The 21,555-nt window shown below is 61.4% G+C and carries 21 protein-coding genes and 2 pseudogenes; 9 read left to right on the top strand and 14 right to left on the bottom strand.

Going from position 1 to position 21,555, the window contains the following annotated elements; translation table 11 throughout:
- The first annotated feature begins 5 nt into the window (after window positions 1–5).
- From VDQ28_RS08915 to VDQ28_RS08905, 3 genes are read left to right on the top strand one after another with little or no spacing between them, the layout of a single operon-like run.
- Window positions 6–1,472, top strand: coding sequence for a hypothetical protein (locus VDQ28_RS08915; RefSeq protein WP_323035610.1), 1,467 nt, complete (start codon window positions 6–8; stop codon window positions 1,470–1,472).
- Window positions 1,469–2,635, top strand: a complete 1,167-nt coding sequence (locus VDQ28_RS08910; protein ID WP_323035609.1) for a thiolase family protein — start codon at window positions 1,469–1,471, stop codon at window positions 2,633–2,635. The genes VDQ28_RS08915 and VDQ28_RS08910 overlap by 4 nt, the downstream gene beginning before the upstream one ends.
- 1 nt (window position 2,636) lies before the next feature.
- Complete coding sequence (locus VDQ28_RS08905) at window positions 2,637–2,930, top strand: EthD family reductase (protein WP_323035608.1); 294 nt, start codon at window positions 2,637–2,639, stop codon at window positions 2,928–2,930.
- A gap of 84 nt (window positions 2,931–3,014) precedes the next feature.
- Here VDQ28_RS08905 and VDQ28_RS08900 read toward each other — a convergent pair whose 3' ends face one another.
- Both VDQ28_RS08900 and VDQ28_RS08895 read right to left on the bottom strand, forming a co-directional pair.
- Window positions 3,015–3,749, bottom strand: a complete 735-nt coding sequence (locus tag VDQ28_RS08900) for a GntR family transcriptional regulator (protein ID WP_323035607.1) — start codon at window positions 3,747–3,749, stop codon at window positions 3,015–3,017.
- Window positions 3,750–3,867: 118 nt separating this feature from the next.
- Window positions 3,868–4,368: a DUF3237 domain-containing protein gene (locus VDQ28_RS08895; RefSeq protein ID WP_323035606.1), complete on the bottom strand. Its 501-nt coding sequence runs from the start codon at window positions 4,366–4,368 to the stop codon at window positions 3,868–3,870.
- Between the two features lie 171 nt (window positions 4,369–4,539).
- Here VDQ28_RS08895 and VDQ28_RS08890 point away from each other — a divergent pair, with 171 nt between their 5' ends.
- Entirely contained in the window at window positions 4,540–5,280 is a 741-nt protein-coding gene (locus VDQ28_RS08890; RefSeq protein WP_323035605.1) for an SDR family oxidoreductase, read from the top strand.
- A 229-nt stretch (window positions 5,281–5,509) separates the two neighbouring features.
- Here the strand turns inward: VDQ28_RS08890 and VDQ28_RS08885 are convergent.
- The 12 genes and pseudogenes from VDQ28_RS08885 to VDQ28_RS08830 all read right to left on the bottom strand — a co-directional run.
- Window positions 5,510–5,698, bottom strand: a pseudogene (locus tag VDQ28_RS08885) (transposase); the annotation flags it as partial.
- Between the two features lie 100 nt (window positions 5,699–5,798).
- Window positions 5,799–6,764, bottom strand: coding sequence for a cupin domain-containing protein (locus VDQ28_RS08880; RefSeq protein ID WP_323035604.1), 966 nt, complete (start codon window positions 6,762–6,764; stop codon window positions 5,799–5,801).
- A 135-nt stretch (window positions 6,765–6,899) separates the two neighbouring features.
- The gene (locus tag VDQ28_RS08875) at window positions 6,900–7,889 is read right to left on the bottom strand and encodes an ester cyclase (protein WP_323035603.1); all 990 of its coding nucleotides are present in this window, start codon (window positions 7,887–7,889) and stop codon (window positions 6,900–6,902) included.
- On the bottom strand, window positions 7,886–8,911 hold the full coding sequence (locus VDQ28_RS08870) for a LacI family DNA-binding transcriptional regulator (protein WP_323035602.1): 1,026 nt from the start codon (window positions 8,909–8,911) through the stop codon (window positions 7,886–7,888). The genes VDQ28_RS08875 and VDQ28_RS08870 overlap by 4 nt, the downstream gene beginning before the upstream one ends.
- Entirely contained in the window at window positions 8,908–9,672 is a 765-nt protein-coding gene (locus VDQ28_RS08865; RefSeq protein WP_323035601.1) for an SDR family NAD(P)-dependent oxidoreductase, read from the bottom strand. Before VDQ28_RS08865 ends, VDQ28_RS08870 begins: the two co-directional genes overlap by 4 nt.
- A complete protein-coding gene (locus tag VDQ28_RS08860) occupies window positions 9,669–10,712 on the bottom strand; it encodes an ester cyclase (RefSeq protein WP_323035600.1) in 1,044 nt (347 codons plus the stop codon). The genes VDQ28_RS08865 and VDQ28_RS08860 overlap by 4 nt, the downstream gene beginning before the upstream one ends.
- 61 nt (window positions 10,713–10,773) lie before the next feature.
- Window positions 10,774–12,084 carry a histidinol dehydrogenase gene (gene hisD / locus VDQ28_RS08855; protein ID WP_323035599.1) on the bottom strand — a complete coding sequence of 437 codons (1,311 nt, stop codon included), beginning with the start codon at window positions 12,082–12,084 and terminating at the stop codon, window positions 10,774–10,776.
- 54 nt (window positions 12,085–12,138) lie between these two features.
- Entirely contained in the window at window positions 12,139–13,137 is a 999-nt protein-coding gene (locus VDQ28_RS08850; protein ID WP_323035598.1) for an ester cyclase, read from the bottom strand.
- A gap of 72 nt (window positions 13,138–13,209) precedes the next feature.
- On the bottom strand, window positions 13,210–14,091 hold the full coding sequence (locus VDQ28_RS08845; protein ID WP_323035597.1) for a carbohydrate ABC transporter permease: 882 nt from the start codon (window positions 14,089–14,091) through the stop codon (window positions 13,210–13,212).
- Window positions 14,091–15,116, bottom strand: coding sequence for a sugar ABC transporter permease (locus VDQ28_RS08840; protein WP_323035596.1), 1,026 nt, complete (start codon window positions 15,114–15,116; stop codon window positions 14,091–14,093). The genes VDQ28_RS08845 and VDQ28_RS08840 overlap by 1 nt, the downstream gene beginning before the upstream one ends.
- Window positions 15,117–15,191: 75 nt before the next feature.
- Entirely contained in the window at window positions 15,192–16,421 is a 1,230-nt protein-coding gene (locus VDQ28_RS08835) for an ABC transporter substrate-binding protein (protein WP_416349359.1), read from the bottom strand.
- Between the two features lie 90 nt (window positions 16,422–16,511).
- Window positions 16,512–17,561: an ABC transporter ATP-binding protein gene (locus VDQ28_RS08830; protein ID WP_323035595.1), complete on the bottom strand. Its 1,050-nt coding sequence runs from the start codon at window positions 17,559–17,561 to the stop codon at window positions 16,512–16,514.
- A gap of 128 nt (window positions 17,562–17,689) precedes the next feature.
- Between VDQ28_RS08830 and VDQ28_RS08825 the strand changes: the two are divergent.
- The 5 genes and pseudogenes from VDQ28_RS08825 (at window position 17,690) to VDQ28_RS08805 (ending at window position 21,513) form a co-directional block, all read left to right on the top strand.
- Window positions 17,690–18,695, top strand: a pseudogene (locus VDQ28_RS08825) (ester cyclase).
- Window positions 18,692–18,874 carry a hypothetical protein gene (locus VDQ28_RS08820; protein WP_323035593.1) on the top strand — a complete coding sequence of 61 codons (183 nt, stop codon included), beginning with the start codon at window positions 18,692–18,694 and terminating at the stop codon, window positions 18,872–18,874. Before VDQ28_RS08825 ends, VDQ28_RS08820 begins: the two are co-directional and overlap by 4 nt.
- Window positions 18,875–19,007: 133 nt before the next feature.
- Window positions 19,008–20,135, top strand: coding sequence for a cobalamin-independent methionine synthase II family protein (locus VDQ28_RS08815; protein ID WP_323035592.1), 1,128 nt, complete (start codon window positions 19,008–19,010; stop codon window positions 20,133–20,135).
- Complete coding sequence (locus VDQ28_RS08810) at window positions 20,132–20,821, top strand: alpha/beta fold hydrolase (RefSeq protein WP_323035591.1); 690 nt, start codon at window positions 20,132–20,134, stop codon at window positions 20,819–20,821. The genes VDQ28_RS08815 and VDQ28_RS08810 overlap by 4 nt, the downstream gene beginning before the upstream one ends.
- Window positions 20,821–21,513 carry an RraA family protein gene (locus VDQ28_RS08805; protein WP_323035590.1) on the top strand — a complete coding sequence of 231 codons (693 nt, stop codon included), beginning with the start codon at window positions 20,821–20,823 and terminating at the stop codon, window positions 21,511–21,513. The genes VDQ28_RS08810 and VDQ28_RS08805 overlap by 1 nt, the downstream gene beginning before the upstream one ends.
- Window positions 21,514–21,555 lie beyond the last annotated feature (42 nt).

Raw genomic sequence — 21,555 nt, 5'->3', positions numbered from 1 at the left:
CGCCAATGGCCCATGTCGAATTTCTCGATGAAACGATGCGCGACGGACAGCAAAGTCTGTGGGGTATGCGGATGCAGGCTGGCATGGCGCTGCCCGTGTCGCCGCTGATCGACCGGACCGGCTTTCGCGTCATAGATTTGGCCGGATCATCGCTCATGGAAGTGATGATCAAATACTGCCAGGAAGACCCGTGGGAGGGGCTGGATCTGCTGGTCAATTCCATGCCGCGCACCCGGCTGCGCGGCGGCATGCGGTCCAATGCCTCGGTGACGTTTGGCGTCACCCCCGATGCGCTGATGGATATCTGGATGCGCCGGTTGAACGAACATGGGATTCGGTCGTTCTGGATCTACGATGTGCTGTTCAACATCGACAAGATGCACCGTCTGGCCAAAGTGGCCAAGGAATACGGCTCCGAGGTCTCGGGTGCGGTCATGTTCGCGCTGTCTCCCGTCCACACGGATGAATTCTTCGCCCAAAAAGCAGGCGAGCTTGCCGCCTCGCCCGATATCGACACGATCCTGCTCTATGACACCGCCGGTGTTCTGGAAAAGGAGCGCATGTCGACACTGATCCCCGCGATCAAAGCCCGTATCGGCGTCAAGCCGTTGGAGTTCCACGCAAACAACCTGCTGGGCCAATCAGGCAAGGCGTATCTCGATGCCGTCGATCTGGGCGTGACGATCCTGCACACGGCCAGCCGCCCGATGGCCAATGGTCCCTCGGTGCCGTCCACCGAAAGCGTCGTGCGCAATCTGGAACTGCTGGGCCATACCCACAGCTTGAACAAGACCCTGTTCAAACCGGTCGCGGACCATTTCGAGGCCGTGGGCAAGGCCGCCGGGTTCCTGATCAATCAGTCCGCCGAATATGACGTGCTGTCGATCCGCCACCAGATACCGGGCGGGATGACAGGGACGCTCAAGGCGCAACTGGTCCAGCACGGCATGTCCGACCGGATCGAGGAAGTCTTGGAGGAAACCGCCACCGTGCGCCGCGAACTGGGCTATCCCGGCATGGCCACGCCATTCAGTCAGCTGGTCGGCACGCTGGCGGTGCTGAACGTCGTCACCGGCAAACGCTATTCGGTCATTCCGGATGAGGTGATCCAATACGCAGCCGGTTACTACGGCCAGACTGTCGCCCCGATCGAGCCTGATGTCATGGATCGCATCATGACATCCTCGCGCGCAAAAGAGGTTCTGGCCGCACCGCCCGAACAGCCGAGTGCCGAAGATCTGCGCAAACAATTCGGCACTACGGATGATGACGAATTGATCCTGCGGGCGCTGGTCCCCGGTCCGGCCTTGGACAAGATGCGCGCCGCAGGTCCGGTCAAGACCAGCTATCCGTTGCTGTCCTCGCCAGAACTGGATCAGGTGCGCAAGCTCCTCGCGGTCGCGAACCTTCCCCTGATGCAGGTCAAGTCGCAGGCGATGTCCCTCACGCTGCGGCGGCACGACACAGCATGACACGCCGTCGCGCCGTGATTGTCGACATCGTGCGCTCGCCCTTTGCGCGGGGCAAGGCGGGCGGTGCGCTGTCCCACCTGCATCCGGTCGATCTGTATGCGCGGGTGTTGCAGGCACTGATTCAACGCACCGGGATCGACCCGGTGCTGATCGAGGACGTGATCACCGGATGCGTGATTCAGGTCGGCGAACAGGCGGCCAATATCGGGCGGCAGGCCGTGTTGGCGGCAGGCTTCCCCGATACTGTCCCGGCGATATCGCTGGATCGCAAATGCGGATCGGCCCAGCAGGCGATGGATTTCGCGGCGCAGGGTGTCATTGCCGGAGCCTATGACTTGGTTATCGCCGGCGGGGTCGAGATGATGTCCCGGATCCCCATGAAATCCAACCGGATGGGCCGCGACAACCTGGGGCCGATGCTTCACGCCCGATACCCTGACGGGCTGGTCGGACAGGGGATCTCTGCCGAACTCATCGCCGCTAAATGGGGCCTGACGCGCGGCGACCTCGACAGCTATGCCCTGCGCTCGCATCAGTTGGCACAGGCCGCCCGTCCGCGCGTGGCCGATGATATCACAGCCATCGGCGACGTGACCCAGGACGAAGGCATTCGCCCTGACACGTCGCTGGAGAAACTCGCCAGCCTGCGCGCCGCCTACCATGATGAGGCGATGGCGGTGCGGTTTCCGCAGATCGACTGGCAGATCACCGCTGGCAACGCCAGCCCGGTAACAGATGGTGCCGGGGCGATCCTGATTGCCGAAGAGCAGACCGCACGCCGCCTTGGCCTGATCCCGCGCGCGGCAATCACCGGCTTTGCCGTGGTCGGTGACGATCCAGTGATGATGCTGACCGGGCCGATTCCGGCCACCCGCAAACTGCTGGCGCGCACCGGATTGACCATCGACCAGATCGACGCCTTCGAGGTGAACGAGGCCTTCGCCTCGGTTGTTCTGGCATGGGCAGCAGAAACCGGTGCCGACCTGAACCGCGTCAACACTTTGGGTGGGGCTATCGCCTTGGGGCACCCGGTTGGCGCATCCGGGGTGCGCCTGACGGCAAACCTGCTGCGCACGCTCGAGGAAACTGGTGGTCGATACGGAGTGCAAACCATGTGTGAAAGCGGCGGAATGGCCAATGCCACCCTTCTCGAGAGGATCTGATATGATTGTCGTCAGCGTGCTTTACCCATCGGGCCATGACTTTGACATGGACTACTACCGCGACCACCATTTGCCGCTGGTCCGCCGCCTTCTGGCCCCCGCCGGCATGCGCAGTTTAAGCTACTGGTGCCCCGAGGGCGACACGCCTTTTCAACTGATCGCCGAGTTGCGTTTTGACGACCGCGCCACAACCGATGCGGCCTTGGCTGCGCATGGGCCCGAAACCCAGGTCGATATTCCCAATTTCACCTCGGCGCCGCCCGTCATCCTGATCGGTCAAGAGGTGAGCGCGTAAGCCACTAACGTCACGCCATCGCCATCCCGGCATGTCGTCTGGACCGCACACGCTGCGCCGATGGCCCAAATGCTGATTGGTGTCTCAGTCGCGCCCACGTTCCCCCACCGAGAAGGCCTCGGAGGGGAGACGCGAGATCGAGATACGCGTGCGCCGGATATGGATTCGCGTGACCCGTTCAGCGCGCAGTGCATTGCCATCCAGGACCGCTCCGATCATGGCGCGGTATTCCTGGAACTGCTTTCGCCTGTCCGCAGCCGTCACATGCGTCTGAAACTGCAATCGCAGCAAGTGGATCTGCATAAGCGGCATGATCCGCGCCAGCTCTACATTGTCACATGCCGTGATCAGCACATCCCAAAATTCACGCCGCGCCTGCATGAAGGCATGGTTGTCACCCAACGCCTCGAACGGCAAGAGCGCTTCCGATGCGTCCTGAAATGCGGCCCTCAACCCCTCGTGTTTTGCTATTGTGTCGACCGCAAGTCGGGCTACCAGGCCGGTGACCACCTCAAGGACCTTCAGCAGATCGGACACGTCCTTGCGGGTCAGAGAGCGGACATAGGCGCCACGATTTTGGCTCAACGTCACAATGCCTTCGGCCGCCAGCCGCTTCAGCGCCTCGCGTATGGGGCCACGGCTGACTTGCAAGGAATGCGTGAGGTCGGCCTCGACGAGCCGCTGCCCAGGCACCAAGCGTCCTGACCGGATGCCTGACAGGATTGCATCGACCACAACATCGGGCGATGACCTTTTTTGCCGGCTCTGAAGCTCGTTCCGTTCGCTCAGGCTGTCGTCCGTGCCATTTTTCATCATCATCACCCGCACACTCTGTCCCGGTTGGCCACTGGGCGTTCAATTGCTGCCCGCAGAACCATCGCCCTCTCGGTCCGTCAAGCCCTCTTGCACGTTATTGCCACGAATGGCATCTGATCTCTCAAATAATCTCATGAATGTGGTAACGCGGCCCGGTTTCCAGACGCTCGCCCACACCGATGGCAAGCACCCGGTTCAGCCATGAATAGCGCGGATCAGCTGTCTCGAACGCAGGGGCCGTCCGAAAATACATCGCATCCGGGGCAACCGCCTCGCCGCGCGCCAGCATTTCCGCAATCGCGGGTGGCGCATGGCGCTGGCCAGTGTAAGTCATCAAGATCAACGCCCCATCATCGGTCTGCAAGGTCAGGCGAACGTCCAACATCAGCACCCCGTCAGCCCGGGTCAGCGCCCAGTCGCCCCCACCCGGCAAGACCGCCGCTCGAATCCGTGGCCCGATCAGACTCCCGCCCCGCACACGCACACACTTGCGATTTCCAAGTGGCGTCTCTCCCAGCATCTGCGCCGGAGTATCAAGGAGCGCTGTCAATATCCCCAACGGGCGGGACATCAGCGGCAACACATCGTCCTCGCGCCATACTGGCCATGTGTCTTGCGCCATATGACTTTCTCTCTTCTGCCAAATTCAGGCCAAGAATAGCATCAATGAACATTTTTGAAAGACAATAATAGCATACGATTTTGGCTACAAAGTTGTTGGCCGGAGCGCATTTCGGTTGCCAACTCCAATATCGTGCGACATATTTGTCAGACAAACTTGGGCGAGGACATCATGGCGATCTTGGTAACAGGCGGGACCAAAGGGATTGGTCTGTCCGTGGCGCTGGCGTTTGCCGGGCCGGATATCGACGTTTTCCTGAACTATCATAGCGATGAAAACGCTGGCGAAACGGCGCGCGACCTTGTCGCAGCCACCGGCGCACGCGCGCACCTGATCAGGGCAGATGCCGGCACGGTAGCGGGCTGCTCAGCAATCGCCGACGCGGTGCGGGCAAAAGCACCCCATCTTGACCAAGTGGTTCATTGCGCGCTCGATGCCTATGCCAGCCCCACGCTGAGCGCCGATCCGACCCGGTTCGCGCAGGCTGTCACCACCAACGGCACCTCGCTCCTGTTTCTTGTACAGGCAGTGCAAGACATGCTCCAGCGCGGTTCGACGATCTTTTTCCTGACCAGCCGCGGTGGGCGCATCGTCGTGCAAAACTATGCCGCAATCGGCGCAGGCAAGGCCTTGGCAGAGGCGCTGGTCCGCTATCTGGCCACGGAACTCGCGCCAAAGGGTGTCCGAATCAATTGTATCGCGCCGTCAATCGTTGAAACGGATGCGGTGCGAAATCTGTTCGGCGATGGGGTGAAAGAACTGATGGAACACTCGGCCAAGTCCAACCCTTCCGGGCGCGCCGTGGCGGCACAAGATTACACGGCGCTCATGCAGTTTCTCGCCAGCCCGGCGGCGGAATTCATCACCGGCCAGGTCGTATTTGTAAATGGTGGCGCGAATCTCAGTGCATGACGGCCAAGACAGTGTTTCAGCCGAAGTCCGCCTTATGACCATCACGATCCAACCAATCTGGTGACGGCCTTGGGAAACATGGCGTTGGGCAAAGTTGGCGGCTTTTGACGGGCATAAACGGGTTCTACACCCCGCGAAGCCGACACTTAGCGTTGGGCTGGATAAGCCTCATCTCGGCTAGCCCCTCCATCATCCGGGCAAAGACCCCCATATCGCTCCACCGCTTTCAACGGTTGTAGAGCGTCTTCGGTGGGCCATTCTCCCTGGGCGCGTCGCACCAGCGCAAGCCGATGCGATTAATGCAGATTATTCCGCTCATCATGCGCCAGTCATCGACCGGGGGCTGGCCGTGGGATCTGGGATAGACCGGCCACGGCCGGTCTATCTGTGCGTCGGTCAGCCAGAAAAGATTGCGCATGAACACCCCGGCAGTTCGGGGCCGTGACTAATGTCGTCGGGCGACTGCAAGCCGATTGCTGGGTCCTGAGCCTAGGGGCGGAGCGAACCGAATTCGGGCGTTATCCTCTCCAGGTCAAGCCGGCGGGATCGTCGGTGCTGATGATGTGATACAGCGCCGCCTCGCCGGTCATCGAGGGCACCGCCGAATGGGCCAGGTTTTCGGGCACGGACATCGTGTCACCGGGTGCCAGCGTGGCGCTGCCGCCGTCCCAGTCCACCCGCCAATGTCCCTTGACCGGCATCAGGACCGAAGGGCGGTCATGGCTGTGCTTGTCTTCGGACGATGAGGCGCGGGTGATGAAATCGACCTCGAAACCGGGGCGATCGCGCAACAGGCCATGCTCGCCGATCACGTTCACCGGTTTCTTGTCGGCCAGCGCGACCATGTCCCAGTAGCGGGCGACGTGGTTGGGCAGCACCTGGGCGGTGGTCGGTTCCGGGCGCTTCGCCAGTTCCTCGGCGCTCATCAATGGCATCGGTTGCACACCCTCGGGCAGGCGCTGTTGTTTCTTGGTGTCGTACAGCTTGCCGTTCTCGCCCAGGATCAGCCCGTGATTGGCGGCATCCTCGATCACCTGCGGGGCCCACATCACACCGCCGCCGGCGTCGTGACCGCCGAGAATCGCCATGATCATCGCGTAGTCGGTGCCGATATTCTCGAAGCCCCGGAACACGCCGGTCGGGATGTTGAAGATATCACCCGGCTCCAGCACCACTTCGCCCGCGTCGCCCCAGCGTCCCCAGAAGAAACGCCAGCGCCCCGAGAGCACAAAGAACACCTCAGCGGTGCGGTGATCGTGCAGCGAGTTTCGGCATTTGGGCGGCTGACCGGCGGCCCCGATATTGAAGCCGTGCTCGATGCTGATATGCACATGCTGATCGGGGCTTTCGGAAACACCGCCGCCGATGATGGTGAAATTCTCTTTCTGGTCGCTGCCTGGCGTATGGGCGTCGATGAAAGCGGTCTTGCACGGTTTCAGATCACCGTAACGAACGATGCGGCTTTCCATGTCTTGCGATGTCATGTCTTTGATCCTTTGAGAGTGGTTTTCTGACTGCGTGGTTTCAGAAAACCCCGCCCGGCGGGTGCGGGTTCAGGCGCTCGGCGCGGCGGGCCTGGAACAGGACATGAACCCGCCTAAGGGTTTCGGGTTGCCGGGTCACAGATCACCGGTTTGCAAGAGGATCTGTTTCCAGACCGCGGTTTCATCGAACAGGGTCCACTCGCGGCGCAACTTGATCTGCCCGGAAATCAATTCGCCCCATTCGGCATGGCTGATGCCCAGCACATAGACATCGGCCCCGGTCGGCGCGCCGAACGCACCCCAACCGCTGTGCTTGCCATGCAACGACCAGCGGATCGCCGAGCGCGGCGGCATGTTCGCATCGTCGCGGCCGATCTTGTGGTGAATGGTGAAGGTGGCGTCGGGAAAGGCGGCGCGCAGGCCCATCCAGAACCGGTCAGCGGCCCCCCAGCCATGGCCGGTTTCACCGCCCGGGTAATGCAGCGTCGCGGCGCGGTCGTATTCGGCTTCGATTGCGGCCATGTCGGCCCCCATCAATCGAGTCAGCAAATCGGCATGGCGCTGACCCCACTCGCTGTCGTTGCCATGGCCTGTGTAGGGGCCGGGCCGGTCATTGGCCGGGGTCAGTGGTTTGACGCAGATCTCCGGCCCGCCCTCGCGCGTGATCAGAGTTCTGGCAAACTCCTTGGGCTCCCAGCCGATCTGGCGCACAATCGCGGTCTGGTCGCGGATCAGCCATTCATCGTCGATAGCGTTATCCTTGGCGTGGCAATCGGCCAGGATGCGATACTGCAGCTTCTTGCCCGACGCCGCGCCATAAATCCCGTCGCGCGCATGGGTCGCGGTCGAGATGATGCGATGCGACGACAGCATCCCGGTCTCTGGCGTGCCTGACCAGATCACGTCCTCGCCCAGCAATTCGCGGTCCGGGAACTCGGCCAGCGTGGCCATGGTCGCGCCGATCACACCCTGATTGCCGACCACGACCGAGGCAGGTGATCGAACGACGATTTCGTGCGCATAATAGTGATGCAGCGTGGCGATGCCGCGATCTTCCCAGATCTCCTTGGTGATGCCTATGATGTAGTCGGGGAAATCGGCGAATTTGGGGTCAAAACCCTTCATTTGGTCCATCCTTCTGGAATACGCGCGGAACTGCGCACGATGAGGGGGCCCTCGACTTCGATATGTTCGGGCATCGCGTCTGCGTCCTCGATCATGCGCAGCATCAGGTTGACGGTACTTTCCACCATCCGGTTCACGGGTTGGCGGATCGTCGTCAGATGGTAGCCCCCCCACTCGGCCAACGGCACATCGTCATAGCCAACGACCGAGATACTGTGCCCGGGCACCAGACCGTGGGCACGCACCACGTCCATCACACCGAAGGCCATGTGATCATTGCCCACGAATATCGCGTCGGGGATGACCGGACCGGCGAGCATTTTTTCGGCGCAGGCCATTGCCTCGTCGCGGCTGTACATGCCGTCCATGACAGAAAAGGGCGTGCGGCCAGCCGCGTTCATTTCCGCAAGGAAGCCCGATTGCCGGTCGCGCCCGGTGGAACTGCCCTGCCAACCGGCAATATGGCCGATACGTTCATGCCCGCCCTCCAGCAGGAACCGCGCCACTTTGCGCCCCCCCGCGAGATTTGCCGAGGTCACGCTGGACACGCCGACGCCGTCCTGCCCGCGGTTGAAAAGCACAACCGGTATTCCGGCCTTTCGCACCTGCTCCGCCAATTCCGAGGTGATGGAGACCGAGGCCGCGATGAGCGCATCGATCTGGTAGGCCATGAGATCCTGGATTACGGCTTCGACATCTTCCGCCGAATTCGGAGCGGTGAAGATCAGGATGTGATAGCCCTTCGCCTGCAATGCGTTCGACAGCCGTTCAAGGGCCAGCGGGTAGAACTGATTTTCCAGGTAAGCGACAACGAGTCCGATGATGCGCGAACGTCCGGTGATCATGGCGCGCGCCAATACATTTGGCCGGTAGCCAAGTGTGGTTGCAGCCTTCAGAACCTTGTCCTTGGTTTTCTTCGAGGCCGACGCGCCCGACGTGAAGACCCGGCTGACCGCCGATTGGCTGACCCCCGCCAAACGCGCCACGTCAACAGATGTCACTTTGTGCGGTTCGTCTGTCATTCTGCCGTCCAGCCCCCGTCTACCATCAAGGACGTGCCGGTGATCAGTGCCGAGGCATCGGAGGCCAGGAACACGACCGCACCCATGACGTCCTCGACCTCGCCGGGGCGGCCCAGTTTGATTTTTTCCCGAATCCATGCCGCCCGTTCGGGGTTGTCGAAGGTCGATTTCGTTAGCGGAGTGAGGATGAAGGTTGGGCAGATCGTGTTCACGCGGATGCCCTTGAGCCCCCATTCGATCGCCATGGATTTGGTGAAGCCTTCGACCGCGTGCTTGGTGGCCGCATAGACCGCCCGGTCGACCCCGCCCACATGGGCCATTTGGCTGGATATATTGATCAGCGTGCCGGGTTTGCCCGCCGCGGTCAGCCCCTTGGCCACGGCGCGGGTAAGGAAGTAAGCCCCCTTGATGTTGAGAGTGCTCACCGCATCGAAATCGGTTTCGGTCGTTTCAAGCGCCGGGCCGTGGCGCGCCATCCCGGCCGAGTTCACCAGAATGTCGAAGGGGCCCGTTGCCGCGACGGCCTTTTCTGTCGTGGCCACGTCGGCCACGTCCAGGGCCAGAGCCTCTGCACTGTAACCCGCAGCCCGCAGCTCATTCACCAAATGTGCCAGTTTGTCCGCCCGACGCGCAGCCACGACCACATGCGCGCCCGCCTCGCAAAGCGCAGCCGCGCACGCCAGTCCGATGCCGGAAGACGCCCCTGTCACCAGCGCGCGTTTGCCATCGAGCCGAAAAGAGGGCGTGCGGGGCAGGGTCATGCTGTTCTCCAATCTGCTTCCGGGATCGCGCCGGGAGCCCGCGCCTTGTTGAATTCCCTCAGTCGCGCAAACACATCAATGCCGACCTGACGATACGCGTCCAGAATATCCACAAGTACCCAGTTCTCTCGGATCAGGCCATTCTCCAACCGCCAGAAGTCAAGGCTGCGCAGAGTAATTTCGGTCCCGGTCGGCGCGATCCCCATCCAGCCGTCGCCCGTCAAAGTCAAGCGCATGTTTGGCCATCCAGTTTCGCAGACGTATTGCCCTTCACCGACCCAATGGGACATCAAGTCGCCCATCGCGTCGAGCTTTCGGTCCGGCATGCCGCGCAAGAAGGGCCCCTGATGCCATGTGCGGAACCCCGAGATGCCGCGTGCGGTGCCGATCCCTGCAGGTCCATACCAATTCATCCGCGGGTTCCAGAAGTGATCAAGCCGCATGACGTCGGGGTCGGGATTTCCGGGAAACCGACAGAGGTCGGTCAACATGGCCACGACGTGATCCATCGCCGCCCGACCGTCGCCGGATACGCTCAGGCCGTCGCCTGACATCGGCCCCGGTGTGCAGATCAGCGCGCCCAGCTGCGGCGCCATCGGCCATGCTTTCGCTTGCATCATCAGTTCCGGGATGTCCCAGATCGCCTGCATCTCGACGATCTTTCCCGCGTCAATCCGGTAGAACTCGTGAAAGCGCATATGGGCGAGATGGCCGGTCGGCGGGATATCGAGAAAAGGCGCACGGAAGCTGCCCATGTAGTTGCCCATCGTCCCGACCCACTCCTGGCCCTCGGGGGTGGTGCCAGCCATGACGATCATGTCGCGGCGCTCCAGATCGGGCATCGCCGCCAGCAGCGGCGCATAACAACGCTCGAACAGCGCACCCGGCCCGATCAATTCGCCAAACGGATGGCACAGTTTCAGCACGGCGTCGGGCGCGACCACCGCGTCAAGCACCGCGCGCACGCGGTCGCCTTCGAAATCCGCCATGGCCGCCCGCATCGGCGCAATCAAGGCTTTCAAATCCTCTGACCTGCTCATTTCATCTTTCCACAACTACACCGCAGAGCGCGGGGGCTGGCCCCTCGCCCTGCCCTTTGCGTTACTCGGCAGCTTGCCCGTATGGCACATTTCGCCCGCCATAGCGGCGGACACGGATATTGCATTGCTCGGCATGGCCCACGAACCCTTCGAGCATGCACAACCGGCTGCCATAAGCCCCGATCATCGCCGCCGCCTCATCCGTGGTCACACGCTGATAACTGTGGGTTTTCAGGAACTTGCCGACCCAAAGCCCGCCCGTATAGCGCCCGGCCTTCTTGGTCGGCAGCGTGTGGTTGGTGCCGATCACCTTGTCGCCATTCGCCACATTGGTCCGCGGCCCAAGGAACAGCGCGCCATAGGAATGCATCTGCTCCAGGAACCAGTCATCCCGGTCGGTCATCACCTGCACATGCTCATAGGCCATGTCATTGGCGACCTGCAGCATTTCCTCATACGTGTCGCACAAGATCACGTCGCCATAGTCGCGCCAACTGACCTCGGCGGTGCCGCGCGTCGGCAGGATCTGCAACAGGCGCTCGATTTCGGCCATCGTTTCTTCGGCCAGACGCCGCGAATTGGTGATCAGGCACGCGGGCGAGTTATACCCGTGTTCCGCCTGCCCCAGAAGATCCGTCGCACACAGCTCTGCATCCACGGTGTCATCCGCGATCAGCATGGTCTCCGTCGGCCCCGCGAACAGGTCGATGCCCACGCGCCCAAACAACTGCCGCTTGGCTTCGGCGACAAAGGCGTTGCCGGGGCCGACCAGCATATGCACCGGGTCGATGGTCTCGGTGCCGATGGCCATCGCGCCCACCGCCTGAATACCGCCCAGCACATAGATCTCATGCGCGCCGCCCAGATGCATCGCGGCGACAATGGCCGGGTGCGGCTCGCCGTTTTGCGGCGGGGCCGAGGCGATGATGCGCGGCACCCCCGCGACATTGGCGGTCAACACCGACATATGCGCGCTGGCCACCATCGGGAACTTGCCGCCGGGAACATAGCAGCCAACGGATTGCACCGGGATATTGCGATGGCCCAGGATCACGCCGGGCATGGTTTCGACCTCGATATCGGTCATGCTGGCGCGCTGGGCCTCGGCAAAAGTGCGAATCTGCTTTTGCGCGAAGCGGATGTCCTCCATGTCGCGGGCCGACACCTTTTGCATCGCCGCCTCGATTTCCGAGGCCGAAAGGCGAAAGTTGGCTGGCGCATAACCGTCAAATTTCTGACTCAGATCGCGCACGGCAGCATCGCCGCGCGCCTGAATGTCGGTCAGCGTCGTTTCCACCACCGCACGGACCTTGGCGTCATCTTCGGCGCGTTCGGCTTCGGGTTTGGATTGCTTCAGATGCTCAATGGCCATGCGTTTACTCCGTCGGATCGGGCTGAAAATGGCCCGTACTAATGTTCCAATTCGTCAGGCGGGATGGTGTGCGCCGATTTCGGCGAACAGGTCGTATCCCAACTGCATCAGCACATGCGGGATATCCAGCATGCACCAGTTCTCGATGATCTTGCCGTTTTCCACCCGCCACCAATCGCAATCGCGCATGGTGACACGCTTGTGCGTGGGTTCGAGGCCCAGAAAAGGCCGCACCTGGACGCCGGTTAGCATCGGCCAGCCGCTGAGAAAGGCATAGGTGCCATCGCCAGCCTTGCAGCTGGATTCGATGCCGGTGATCCCCTCGTTCTGCCCGTCGCCCCAGCCGTCAAAGGTCAGCTCGAAAGGACGTTGGAAAGCGGCAAAGGCATCGACCGTGGCATAGGATCCCAGCCCGCCGGGACCGTACCAGACCATCCGTTCGTGCCAATCCGGTCGCCAGCCTTCGGTATCCGAGGCCAGTTTCATCAGCATCCCCTCGACCAGATCCGCCGTGGCGCGCGATTGCGCCGAGTCAGAAGGGCCGTCGAAAATGCCGTCATGGCTCGCCGGACCGGGTACGACGCCCTCATAGCCCTGACTGGGGGCAAGGGGCCACAGACCCAGCGCGATAATCAGTTCGGCGAGGCCCAGAAACACCTGGCTTTCGACGATCTGCCCGTTCTCGATCCGGTGGAACTCGCCGAAACGCAGCATGGCCAATTTGCCGCTGGCCGGAATGCCAAAGAGCGGCCGCGCGAAATGGCCATGGAAATACCCGGTCGACGTGACCCATTCGCCGCCCAGATATTCGCCGCCGATGACAATCTGGTTGTGCCGGGTGCAGCCGTTGAACGCCGCCCAGATCGGGGCGATCACATCGGCGATATAGCCGTTGCGGGCCTCGTTCACCGGGTGGCTGGCGCTGACTTTGGCATCGGTCGCGAACAGGTCGGCGGCAGCCTTGGCGATGGCCTCGGTCCCGTGGTCAAAGCGGCCCAGGAACTGTCGATAGAGTTTCTTGTTCTCGACGGTCTGGGTGGTGGCGATTCCCATCGCTGGTCTTGCTGCGCGCGCGCACATCTCATTCACCTCGAAGGCTCTGAACAGGTTTGCGGTTCGGACGCGTCATCCCTTGACGGCCCCGGCGGTCAGGCCCGACACGATCTGGCGCTGGAACACCATCACCAGGATGAACAGCGGTGCGGTGGCCGACACCACGGCAGCGACCGCGAACATGACGTTCCCCTCGGTATTGGTCGTGCCGAGGAAGGCGGCGATCGCCGGAACCATGGTGCGGTTCGATTCACTCAGGAGCATCGCGGTCACGGCGAAATCGTTATACGCCAGAAGAAAGCTGAACAGCCCGGTGGTGATCACCCCCGGCCACATGACCGGAACGATCACGCGCCGAAACGCCTGGAACTGGGTGCAGCCATCGACCTTGGCGCTTTCGTCCAACTCCTTGGGGATGTTCTGGAAAAACGAATGCAGCATCCACAGGGTGAAGGGCTGGTTGATTGCCACCAGCACAATGATCGTTGTCGGCAGGATGCCCCAGAGGTTCCATTCAAAGAACGGCAGCAGATAGCCGGACACCAGCGTGATCGGCGGCATCGCGCGGAAGATCAGCGCCAGGATCAAAAGCCAGAACGTATAGCGATGGCCCGAGCGCGACAGCGCATAGCCGCCCAGCGTGCCAATGGTCAGCGACGTGAGCACCACGAAGAAACACACAATGAAGGTGTTGATTACCGCGCGCCAGAATTCTTCCTGCACCCAGGCCCCGTGATACGCGGCTCCGGTAAAGGGCGATCCGAGCGTGCGCTCGGTGTTGGCGCCGGTCAGGGCGTTGGTCCAATTCGCCATGGAAAAGAAATCCAGCTCGACCTTGAACGATCCCCAGAGTGTCCACAGGAATGGAAACGCGGCGACGATCAGCCAGACAACCACGAACGCGGTGGTTGCGATGCGAAGGGCGCGCGGTGCGCGAAGTGCAGTCGAGGCCATTACGTTCTTCCCTTGTAATCGCGCCAGGTGCGGACAAGCACCGGCGACAGCAGGATCGCAACACCGATGATGGTCATCACCGAGGTGGCGGCGGCGGCGGAAAGCTGACGGGTTTCGCCGCCCAGGTCATTGAAGATGATCCAGCTCAGCGACTGGGCATGAGCGGCGGCGTTGAAACCGACGATCGGTTCGAACACCCGGAAATTGTCCATCAGCTGGATCAGCGCGACAAACGTCACCAGCGGCATCAGATGCGGCACCACGACATAGCGCACTTGCTGGAACCGGGTCGCGCCGTCGATCTGTGCGGCCTCGATCTGATCCTTGGGCAGGGTTTGCAGCCCGGCATAGAACACCACAAAAGCAAAGGGTGCCGAATGCCAGACACCGTAGACGATCAGTGAAATCCACATCAGCGGGGTCGAGGCCTTGACCGACAGGTCCGGGTCATTCACCAGCCAGGACAGGAAATTCCCCAGCACGCCGCGATTGTCGATCATCCAGAACATGACCATCGAGCCGACCAGCGGGTTCACGACCATCGGCAGCAGGGAAAAGAAGATCACCACACCCTTGATCCTTTCCGCCAGTCGGTTGACGGCCAGGGCGATGATGAGACCGAGGATGATCAGCAGCGGAGTCACCGTGAATGTGTAGGTCAGGGTAAAGGCCATCGCCTTGTAAAAGGGCAGGTTGCCAAGGCGGGACATGAAGGCGCCCAGCGACTCGGTGCTGCGCCAGGCTTCGGCGACCTCGGCGACCGCCAGGTGACCGCGATCCAGATAGATGTTCAGGCCGACAAACCGGCCCAGTGGCTCGCGCTCTTGCAACTCGCGGGTCGCGTCCCGGTCAATCACGGTGACTTCGGTGCAGTTGAAGGGCCCGCAGTTCTCGACGGTGATCAACACCGGCTGGTGCTGCGTGAAAACCGACTGCATCACGACTGACACGATGGGCGCCGCGATGAACAGCAGCATCGCCAGCCCAGTTGGCAGGAAGAACCAGAAAAAGGTGCGATGTTTCATAGTCGGCCTCGCGCGGGGTCACTGACGGTCGAATGGGCGAAAACGGCGGAGGGCGAACCCTCCGCCGCTTGAGCGTTACTGCAGGTAGCCCTGCTCGCGCGCAGCAGCGCGATACGCGGACTCGACATCGGCCAGCGCCTGCTCGGCGCTTTCGTTGCCCTGCATGTAGTCGGACAGTTCAGCACCCAAAGCGGTGTGCATCAGGCCCATATACGGCAGCATCGGGTAGGGCAAAGTGCCCATCTCAACGGCGGCGAACACACCCGCGGCGGCCGGGGTCGGCTCGTAGCCCGGAATCAGCCACACGGCCTGCCTGCGGATTTCCTCGTTCTGCATCAGCTCAGGGCGAATGCCGTTCATCATGGCAATGAAGGTGGCTTCGGCCTCTTCATCCGAGATGTTCTTGGCCACGGTCCAGCCGTCCCACCACAGGGTCGAGGCGGGGATGGTGCCGCCACCGACGGTCATCGGACCGGCAATGGCGAAACCGTCGATCACGTCTTGAGGCACGCCATCGGCCTCGACCAAGGACGCGGCGCGGCTGCCCCACATGTTCATCAACGCGACATTGCCGGCGCGATATTCGGCATTGGTTGCGTTTGAATCATGGGTCAGGAAGTCGGGGTTCATGTATTCGCTGAGCGCGCGCATCATTTCCAGTGCGGCGATACCTTCGGGCGAATTCACGTTCGGCTCGGCCGAGCCGGGTTCAAAGAATTGGCCGCCTTCGCCGATGAACATGTTGATGAATTCCATCGCCAGGTTCCAACCCGCCGCATAGGCGCCGCCCACCGGGTTTTGCATGATCCCTGCCGCCCGGATCGCTTCGGCGGCGGCGAGCATCTCTTCGTAGGTCGTGGGCGGCTCGAGTCCGACTTGCTCGAGGACATCGGCGCGGTAAACGAGGTGCTGCGCGTTGGCCATGAACGCAACGGCCATGACTTCACCGTCGAGGGTGATCAACTGGTTGCGGTTCAGCGATTGGCCATGCGCGGCGACCAGGTCGTCCAGCGGGCGGATGACGTCTCCGTTCATCAGCGCCACGATCGACGAGTTGGCGATGATCGCCGAGGTGTATTCAGCCGGGTTGCCCGACATGCCCGCAAGGTTGATCTGCTGGTGGTCGGCGGTCAGGTTGGTGCTGACTGCGGCCCCTTCGCATTCCTGCGCGCCAGCGCCAACAGTCTGGATCGCGGGGAATTCGTTGCCGATGATGCTGACGCGAGCATTGATGGTGCAGCCCAGCGCGGTGGTGGACGAAAACGCCGCCATCAGGCCCGCTGCGGTGACAGTTCTAAGAAACATGTGTACCTCCAGTTGTTATGGTTGAATGCGCCTTGCAACCGCGCACTCTCTTGGGAAAACCCCGGCCATCAGCACGGGGTAGGCCGGGGCTCAGGCCCCAATTCGCTCTCCGCTCGATCCGTCAAACAGATGGCAAATCTCTTGTGGCACCGCGATCGACACCATGTCGCCGATTGCGGCGCGGTAGTTCTTGTCGGCGCGAACACTGACCAGCGCGCCGCCGATCCGCACGGTGACCATCGTCGCATCGCCCAACAGTTCCAGCGTGTAGATCGGCGCATTGATCTGGCCGTCGCTTTCGACGACCTGCGCATCCTCGGCGCGGAACCCCAGCGTCAGAGGACCGTCAGGCGCACTCAGCCCGCCGATCTTGACCTTGGCGGCGGTAAAGGTGCCACCCGTGGCGGTTCCTTCGATCAGGTTCATTGCCGGGTTGCCGATGAAGCTGGCGACAAAGGTGTTGGCCGGGCTGTCATAGATTTCGGTTGGGCTGCCGACTTGCTGTACAAGGCCCCTTTTCATAACGACCACGCGGTCGGCGAGGGTCATCGCCTCGATCTGGTCGTGGGTCACATAGATCGTGGTCACGGCAAGCTCGTGCGACAGGTTCTTGATCTGCGCTCGGGTCGAGACCCGCAGCTTGGCGTCGAGGTTCGACAGCGGCTCGTCCATCAAGAACACGTTGGGTTCGCGGACAATGGCACGGGCCAAGGCAACACGCTGGCGCTGACCGCCCGACAGTTCGGCTGGCTTGCGGTGCAGGAAATCGTCCAGTTCGACCATCGCCGACGCGCGACGTACCTTTTCGTCATGGGTCTTGGGGTCGATGCCGCGGACCTTCAGCGGAAAGCGGATATTCTCGTAGACGTTCATGTTGGGGTACAGAGCATAGCTCTGGAACACCATCGCCACATCGCGGTCCTTCGGTTCCAGATTGGTGACCGACTTGCCGTCGATGAGGATATCACCCTCGGTCGGGTCTTCGAGTCCGGCGATCATGCGCATCGTCGTGGTCTTGCCGCAGCCGGACGGGCCAAGCAGAACCAGGAATTCACGGTCCGGAATCGTCAGGTTGAATTTGTCGACACCGACATACCCGCCCCAGCGCTTCGAAATGTTTCGCAGCTGAATTTCAGCCATCGCGGCTCCCCCCCGGATGATTTTCGATACGCTTTTGCGTACGCATGCAAACAGCTAGACAAAGCGGAATCGTTTTGGCAAGCTTTTTTTGCATTCGTATGCGAAAACGGGGGAGAGCGAGAGAGAAAATGGTAGATTTTCGGGCAGAGAAAGCCCTGCTGCGCGACCATTACGCGGCGTGCGATGCCGCGCAGACTTGATTCGCTGACCGCCGTCATGGCGGAGCGGATGGCCCCGGACGCCCTATGGCGTGGATTTCATCCTTTTGACGAGCTGATCGGCCCGCAGGCCGTTGCCGAAAATTTCTGGACCCCCTTGCGGCAGTCATTGACCCGGATGCAGCGGCGCATGGATGTCTTCATGGCAGGGCGCAACCACATGGACGGGTTTCAATCGGTCTGGGTGATGTCGATGGGGCATCTGATGGGACTGTTCGATCGCGCTTGGCTCGGCATTGCCCCCACCGGCAAGATGGCCTTTCTGCGGTATTGCGAATTCAACAAGGTCGAAGACGGGCGTATTACCGAAACCGCGATGTATTTCGACATCCCGCACCTGATGTTGCAAGCCGGGCTGAACCCCTTTCCGCCGCAAACGGCCGCGCATCTGGTGCAGCCCGGACCTCAAACCCACGACGGGCTGATGTTCGACCCGCAGCCCGAAGCCGAGAGCACCGCGACGCTGGCGGCGATCAACGCGATGATCGGTGATCTGGGCACCTGGCAACTGGGCTTGCCGCTGCAAGACGAGCTGGCACGCTCGTGGCATGATGACATGATCTGGTGGGGGCCTGCGGGGATCGGATCCAGCTATACCATCGAACGCTACGCCAAACAGCATTCGGCCCCGTTCCGCGCGGCGTTTTCAGATCGCAGTGCGACCGGGCATCTGTGCCGCATGGCCGAGGGGCGTTTCGGCGGGTTCTTCGGATGGCCCAATTTCACCGCCCGCCTGAGCGGTCCGTTCATGGGCATGGCACCGACCGACAAGATCGGCGAATTCCGGGTCATCGACGTGTATCGCCGCGACGGTGACAAGCTGGCCGAGAACTGGGTTTTCATCGACCTGTTGCATTTCTGGAAAACCCAGGGAGTCGATATCCTGAAACGGATGCAAGAGGTGCCCCGCACATGATCGACACGCATCATTGTTGGGGTTTGAGTGCTGTTCACGATCCGCGGCTGACGGCCTGCGGTGCAGAACGGCTTTTTGGGCGATCCGACCCCGATCCAGCGCGAAAAGGCACCGCACCCTTGGCACCCGGCGACATGATGCCGATGCCCGACGACACGCCCTATGGCGTGGTGTCCTAGCTGACCGGTGGGGCCTCGCGCCATCACGGTGTTGCCGATAAAGGTCCGGCAGGTGCGACCTGGACGGCCTGATCTGATATTTTGGCGCGGGGGCCTGTTCCTCGGCATCTTTCCACAAAAAAAGGTAATCCCTATGACCCGGATTTTGACGACGCATGTTGGCTCCTTGCCCCGCAACCAAGAGGTTGTGAATTTCATTTTCGCCCGTGAACGCAACGAACCCTTTGCGCAGCCCGATTTTGACGCCGCAATGAAACAGGCGGTTTTTGATACTGTGAAAAAGCAGGTCGAAGCGGGCGTCGACATCGTGTCGGACGGCGAGACCTCAAAGATCAGCTATGCAACTTACGTCAAGGATCGCTACACCGGGTTTGATGGCGACAGTCCGCGCAACGCCCCAGCCGATCTGAAACTGTTCCCAAAGTTTCTGGAGCGGCTGTCAAACGACGGCGGCACCCCCAAATATGCCCGCCCGATGTGCGTGGGTGATGTGAAATCCAAAGGTCAGGGAGAGCTGGAAAAGGACATTGCCAACCTTAAATCCGCAATGGCAGCGCATGGTGCCAAGCGCGGCTTTATGAATGCGGCCAGCCCCGGCGTGATCTCGCTGTTTCTGCAAAACGCCCATTACAAGACCCGCGAGGCTTATCTGGCGGCGCTGGCCGATGCCATGAAGGCGGAATATGAAACCATCGTCGCCGCTGGCCTGGATTTGCAACTGGATTGCCCCGACTTGGCCCTGTCGCGCCACATGCTGTTCACCGATCTGTCGGACGCCGAGTTTGTCAAAGTCGCCAACAGCCATGTGGAAGCGCTGAACCATGCGCTGTCCGGCATTCCACCCGAAAAGGTGCGGGTGCATATTTGCTGGGGCAATTATGAAGGCCCGCATGTCTGCGATATTCCAATGTCGAAGATGTTTGACACGCTGATGTCGGTCGATGCGCAATACCTGCTGTTTGAAACCTCCAACCCGCGCCACGGCCATGAATGGGCGGTGTTTCGCGACCGCGCCCGTGATATTCCGACAGGCAAAGTGCTGGTGCCGGGAGTGGTCGATACCACCACCAATTTTGTTGAACACCCCGAACTTGTCGCGCAACGAATCGAACGTTTTGTGAATATTGTCGGCGCCGATCGGGTGATCGCCGGGTCCGATTGCGGTTTTGGCACCTTCGCGGGCTTTGGCGCGGTGGATCCTGATATCGCCTATGCGAAACTCGCGGCGCTGGCCGAAGGTGCGGCGCTGGCATCGACATGACACCGCTGGTCTTGCTTTCGGGAATGATGTGCGACGGGCGGCTTTATGGCCCCCAAATTGCAGCGTTCGGCACGCGGGCGTTGCAATTTTCCCCTTTGGTGGGCGCCGATACGGTGCAGGCCCTGGCCGCACAAATCCTTGCCCATGCGCCGCCGCGCTTTGCGCTTGCGGGCCTGTCGATGGGCGGGATCGTGGCGATGGAGGTGATCGCCCAAGCCCCCGACCGGGTCGCGCGCCTGGCGCTGCTCGACACCAACCCCCGCGCCGAATTGCCCGACGTGCAAGCGCGACGCGAACCGCAAATTGCAAAAGTGGCGGCGGGTGGGCTGGCAGAGGTCATGCGCGATGAAATGAAGCCGAACTACCTGACCGATGGCCCGAACCGCGCGGCGATCCTGGATCTGTGCATGGATATGGCGCTATCCCTTGGCCCGCAGGTTTTTGCCGATCAGTCCCGCGCCTTGAAAAACCGCCCCGACCAACAAGACGCCTTGCGCCGTGTGCAGGTGCCGACTTTGGTGCTTTGTGGCCGTGACGATGCACTTTGTCCGGTGGAGAGGCACGAATTGATGCATCGCCTCATCCCCCACTCCACCCTGCAAATCATTGAGAACGCAGGGCATTTACCGACTTTGGAACAACCCGACAAAACCACGGCGGCGCTTGTCCGCTGGATGGAGGACTGATGAAGACCCAATTGCTTACCCTGCTGCGAAGCGTCGACACCCCCACAGTCTGCAACGCGATTGAGGTCGCGCAAGGCAAGCGCGGCTTTAGCGCCTTTACGCGGGGGACCATGCTGGCCTCTGACCCGAAAGGCGTGATGGTCGGCTATGCCGTGACCGCACAAATCGCCGCCCTTGCCCCGCCAACCGAAGATGCCACCACCATTCGCACCCGCCGCATGGCCTATTACAAGGCCATGGCCGAGGCGCCAAAACCTTCGGTCGCGGTGATTGAGGACCTTGATTACCCCCAGTGCGTCGGTGCCTATTGGGGCGAAGTTAATACCACCATACACAAGGGCTTTGGCATGTCGGGCGCGTTGACCAACGGCGTGATGCGCGATTTGGGCGATTTGGCCCCCAATTTCCCCGTGGTCGCAGGCAGCATTGGGCCCAGCCATGGCTTTGTGCATGTGCGCTCTGTCAATCAACCGATTCGCATCATGGGAATGGATGTCCGGCCCGGCGATCTGATCCATGCGGATCGTCACGGCGCAGTTGTGATACCGCCGGATGTAATCGCGCACCTGCAAGCCGCCATTTTGAAAATGCAAGAGACCGAAAAGCTGGTGCTGGAGCCGGCGCGCGGCAATGGCTTTGATTTTGCCGCTTTCGAGGCGGCGTGGGCCGCGTTTGAAAAGGCCCGTGTCTGATCTGACGACCTAATTTGGGGTGACCGCAGAACCTTTGATTTC

Source organism: Pararhodobacter sp. (assembly GCF_034676545.1).
In the GTDB taxonomy this organism is placed as follows: domain Bacteria; phylum Pseudomonadota; class Alphaproteobacteria; order Rhodobacterales; family Rhodobacteraceae; genus Pararhodobacter.
Note: the sequence above shows the minus strand (reverse complement) of the source record. Positions and strands in the feature narration are given on the sequence as shown.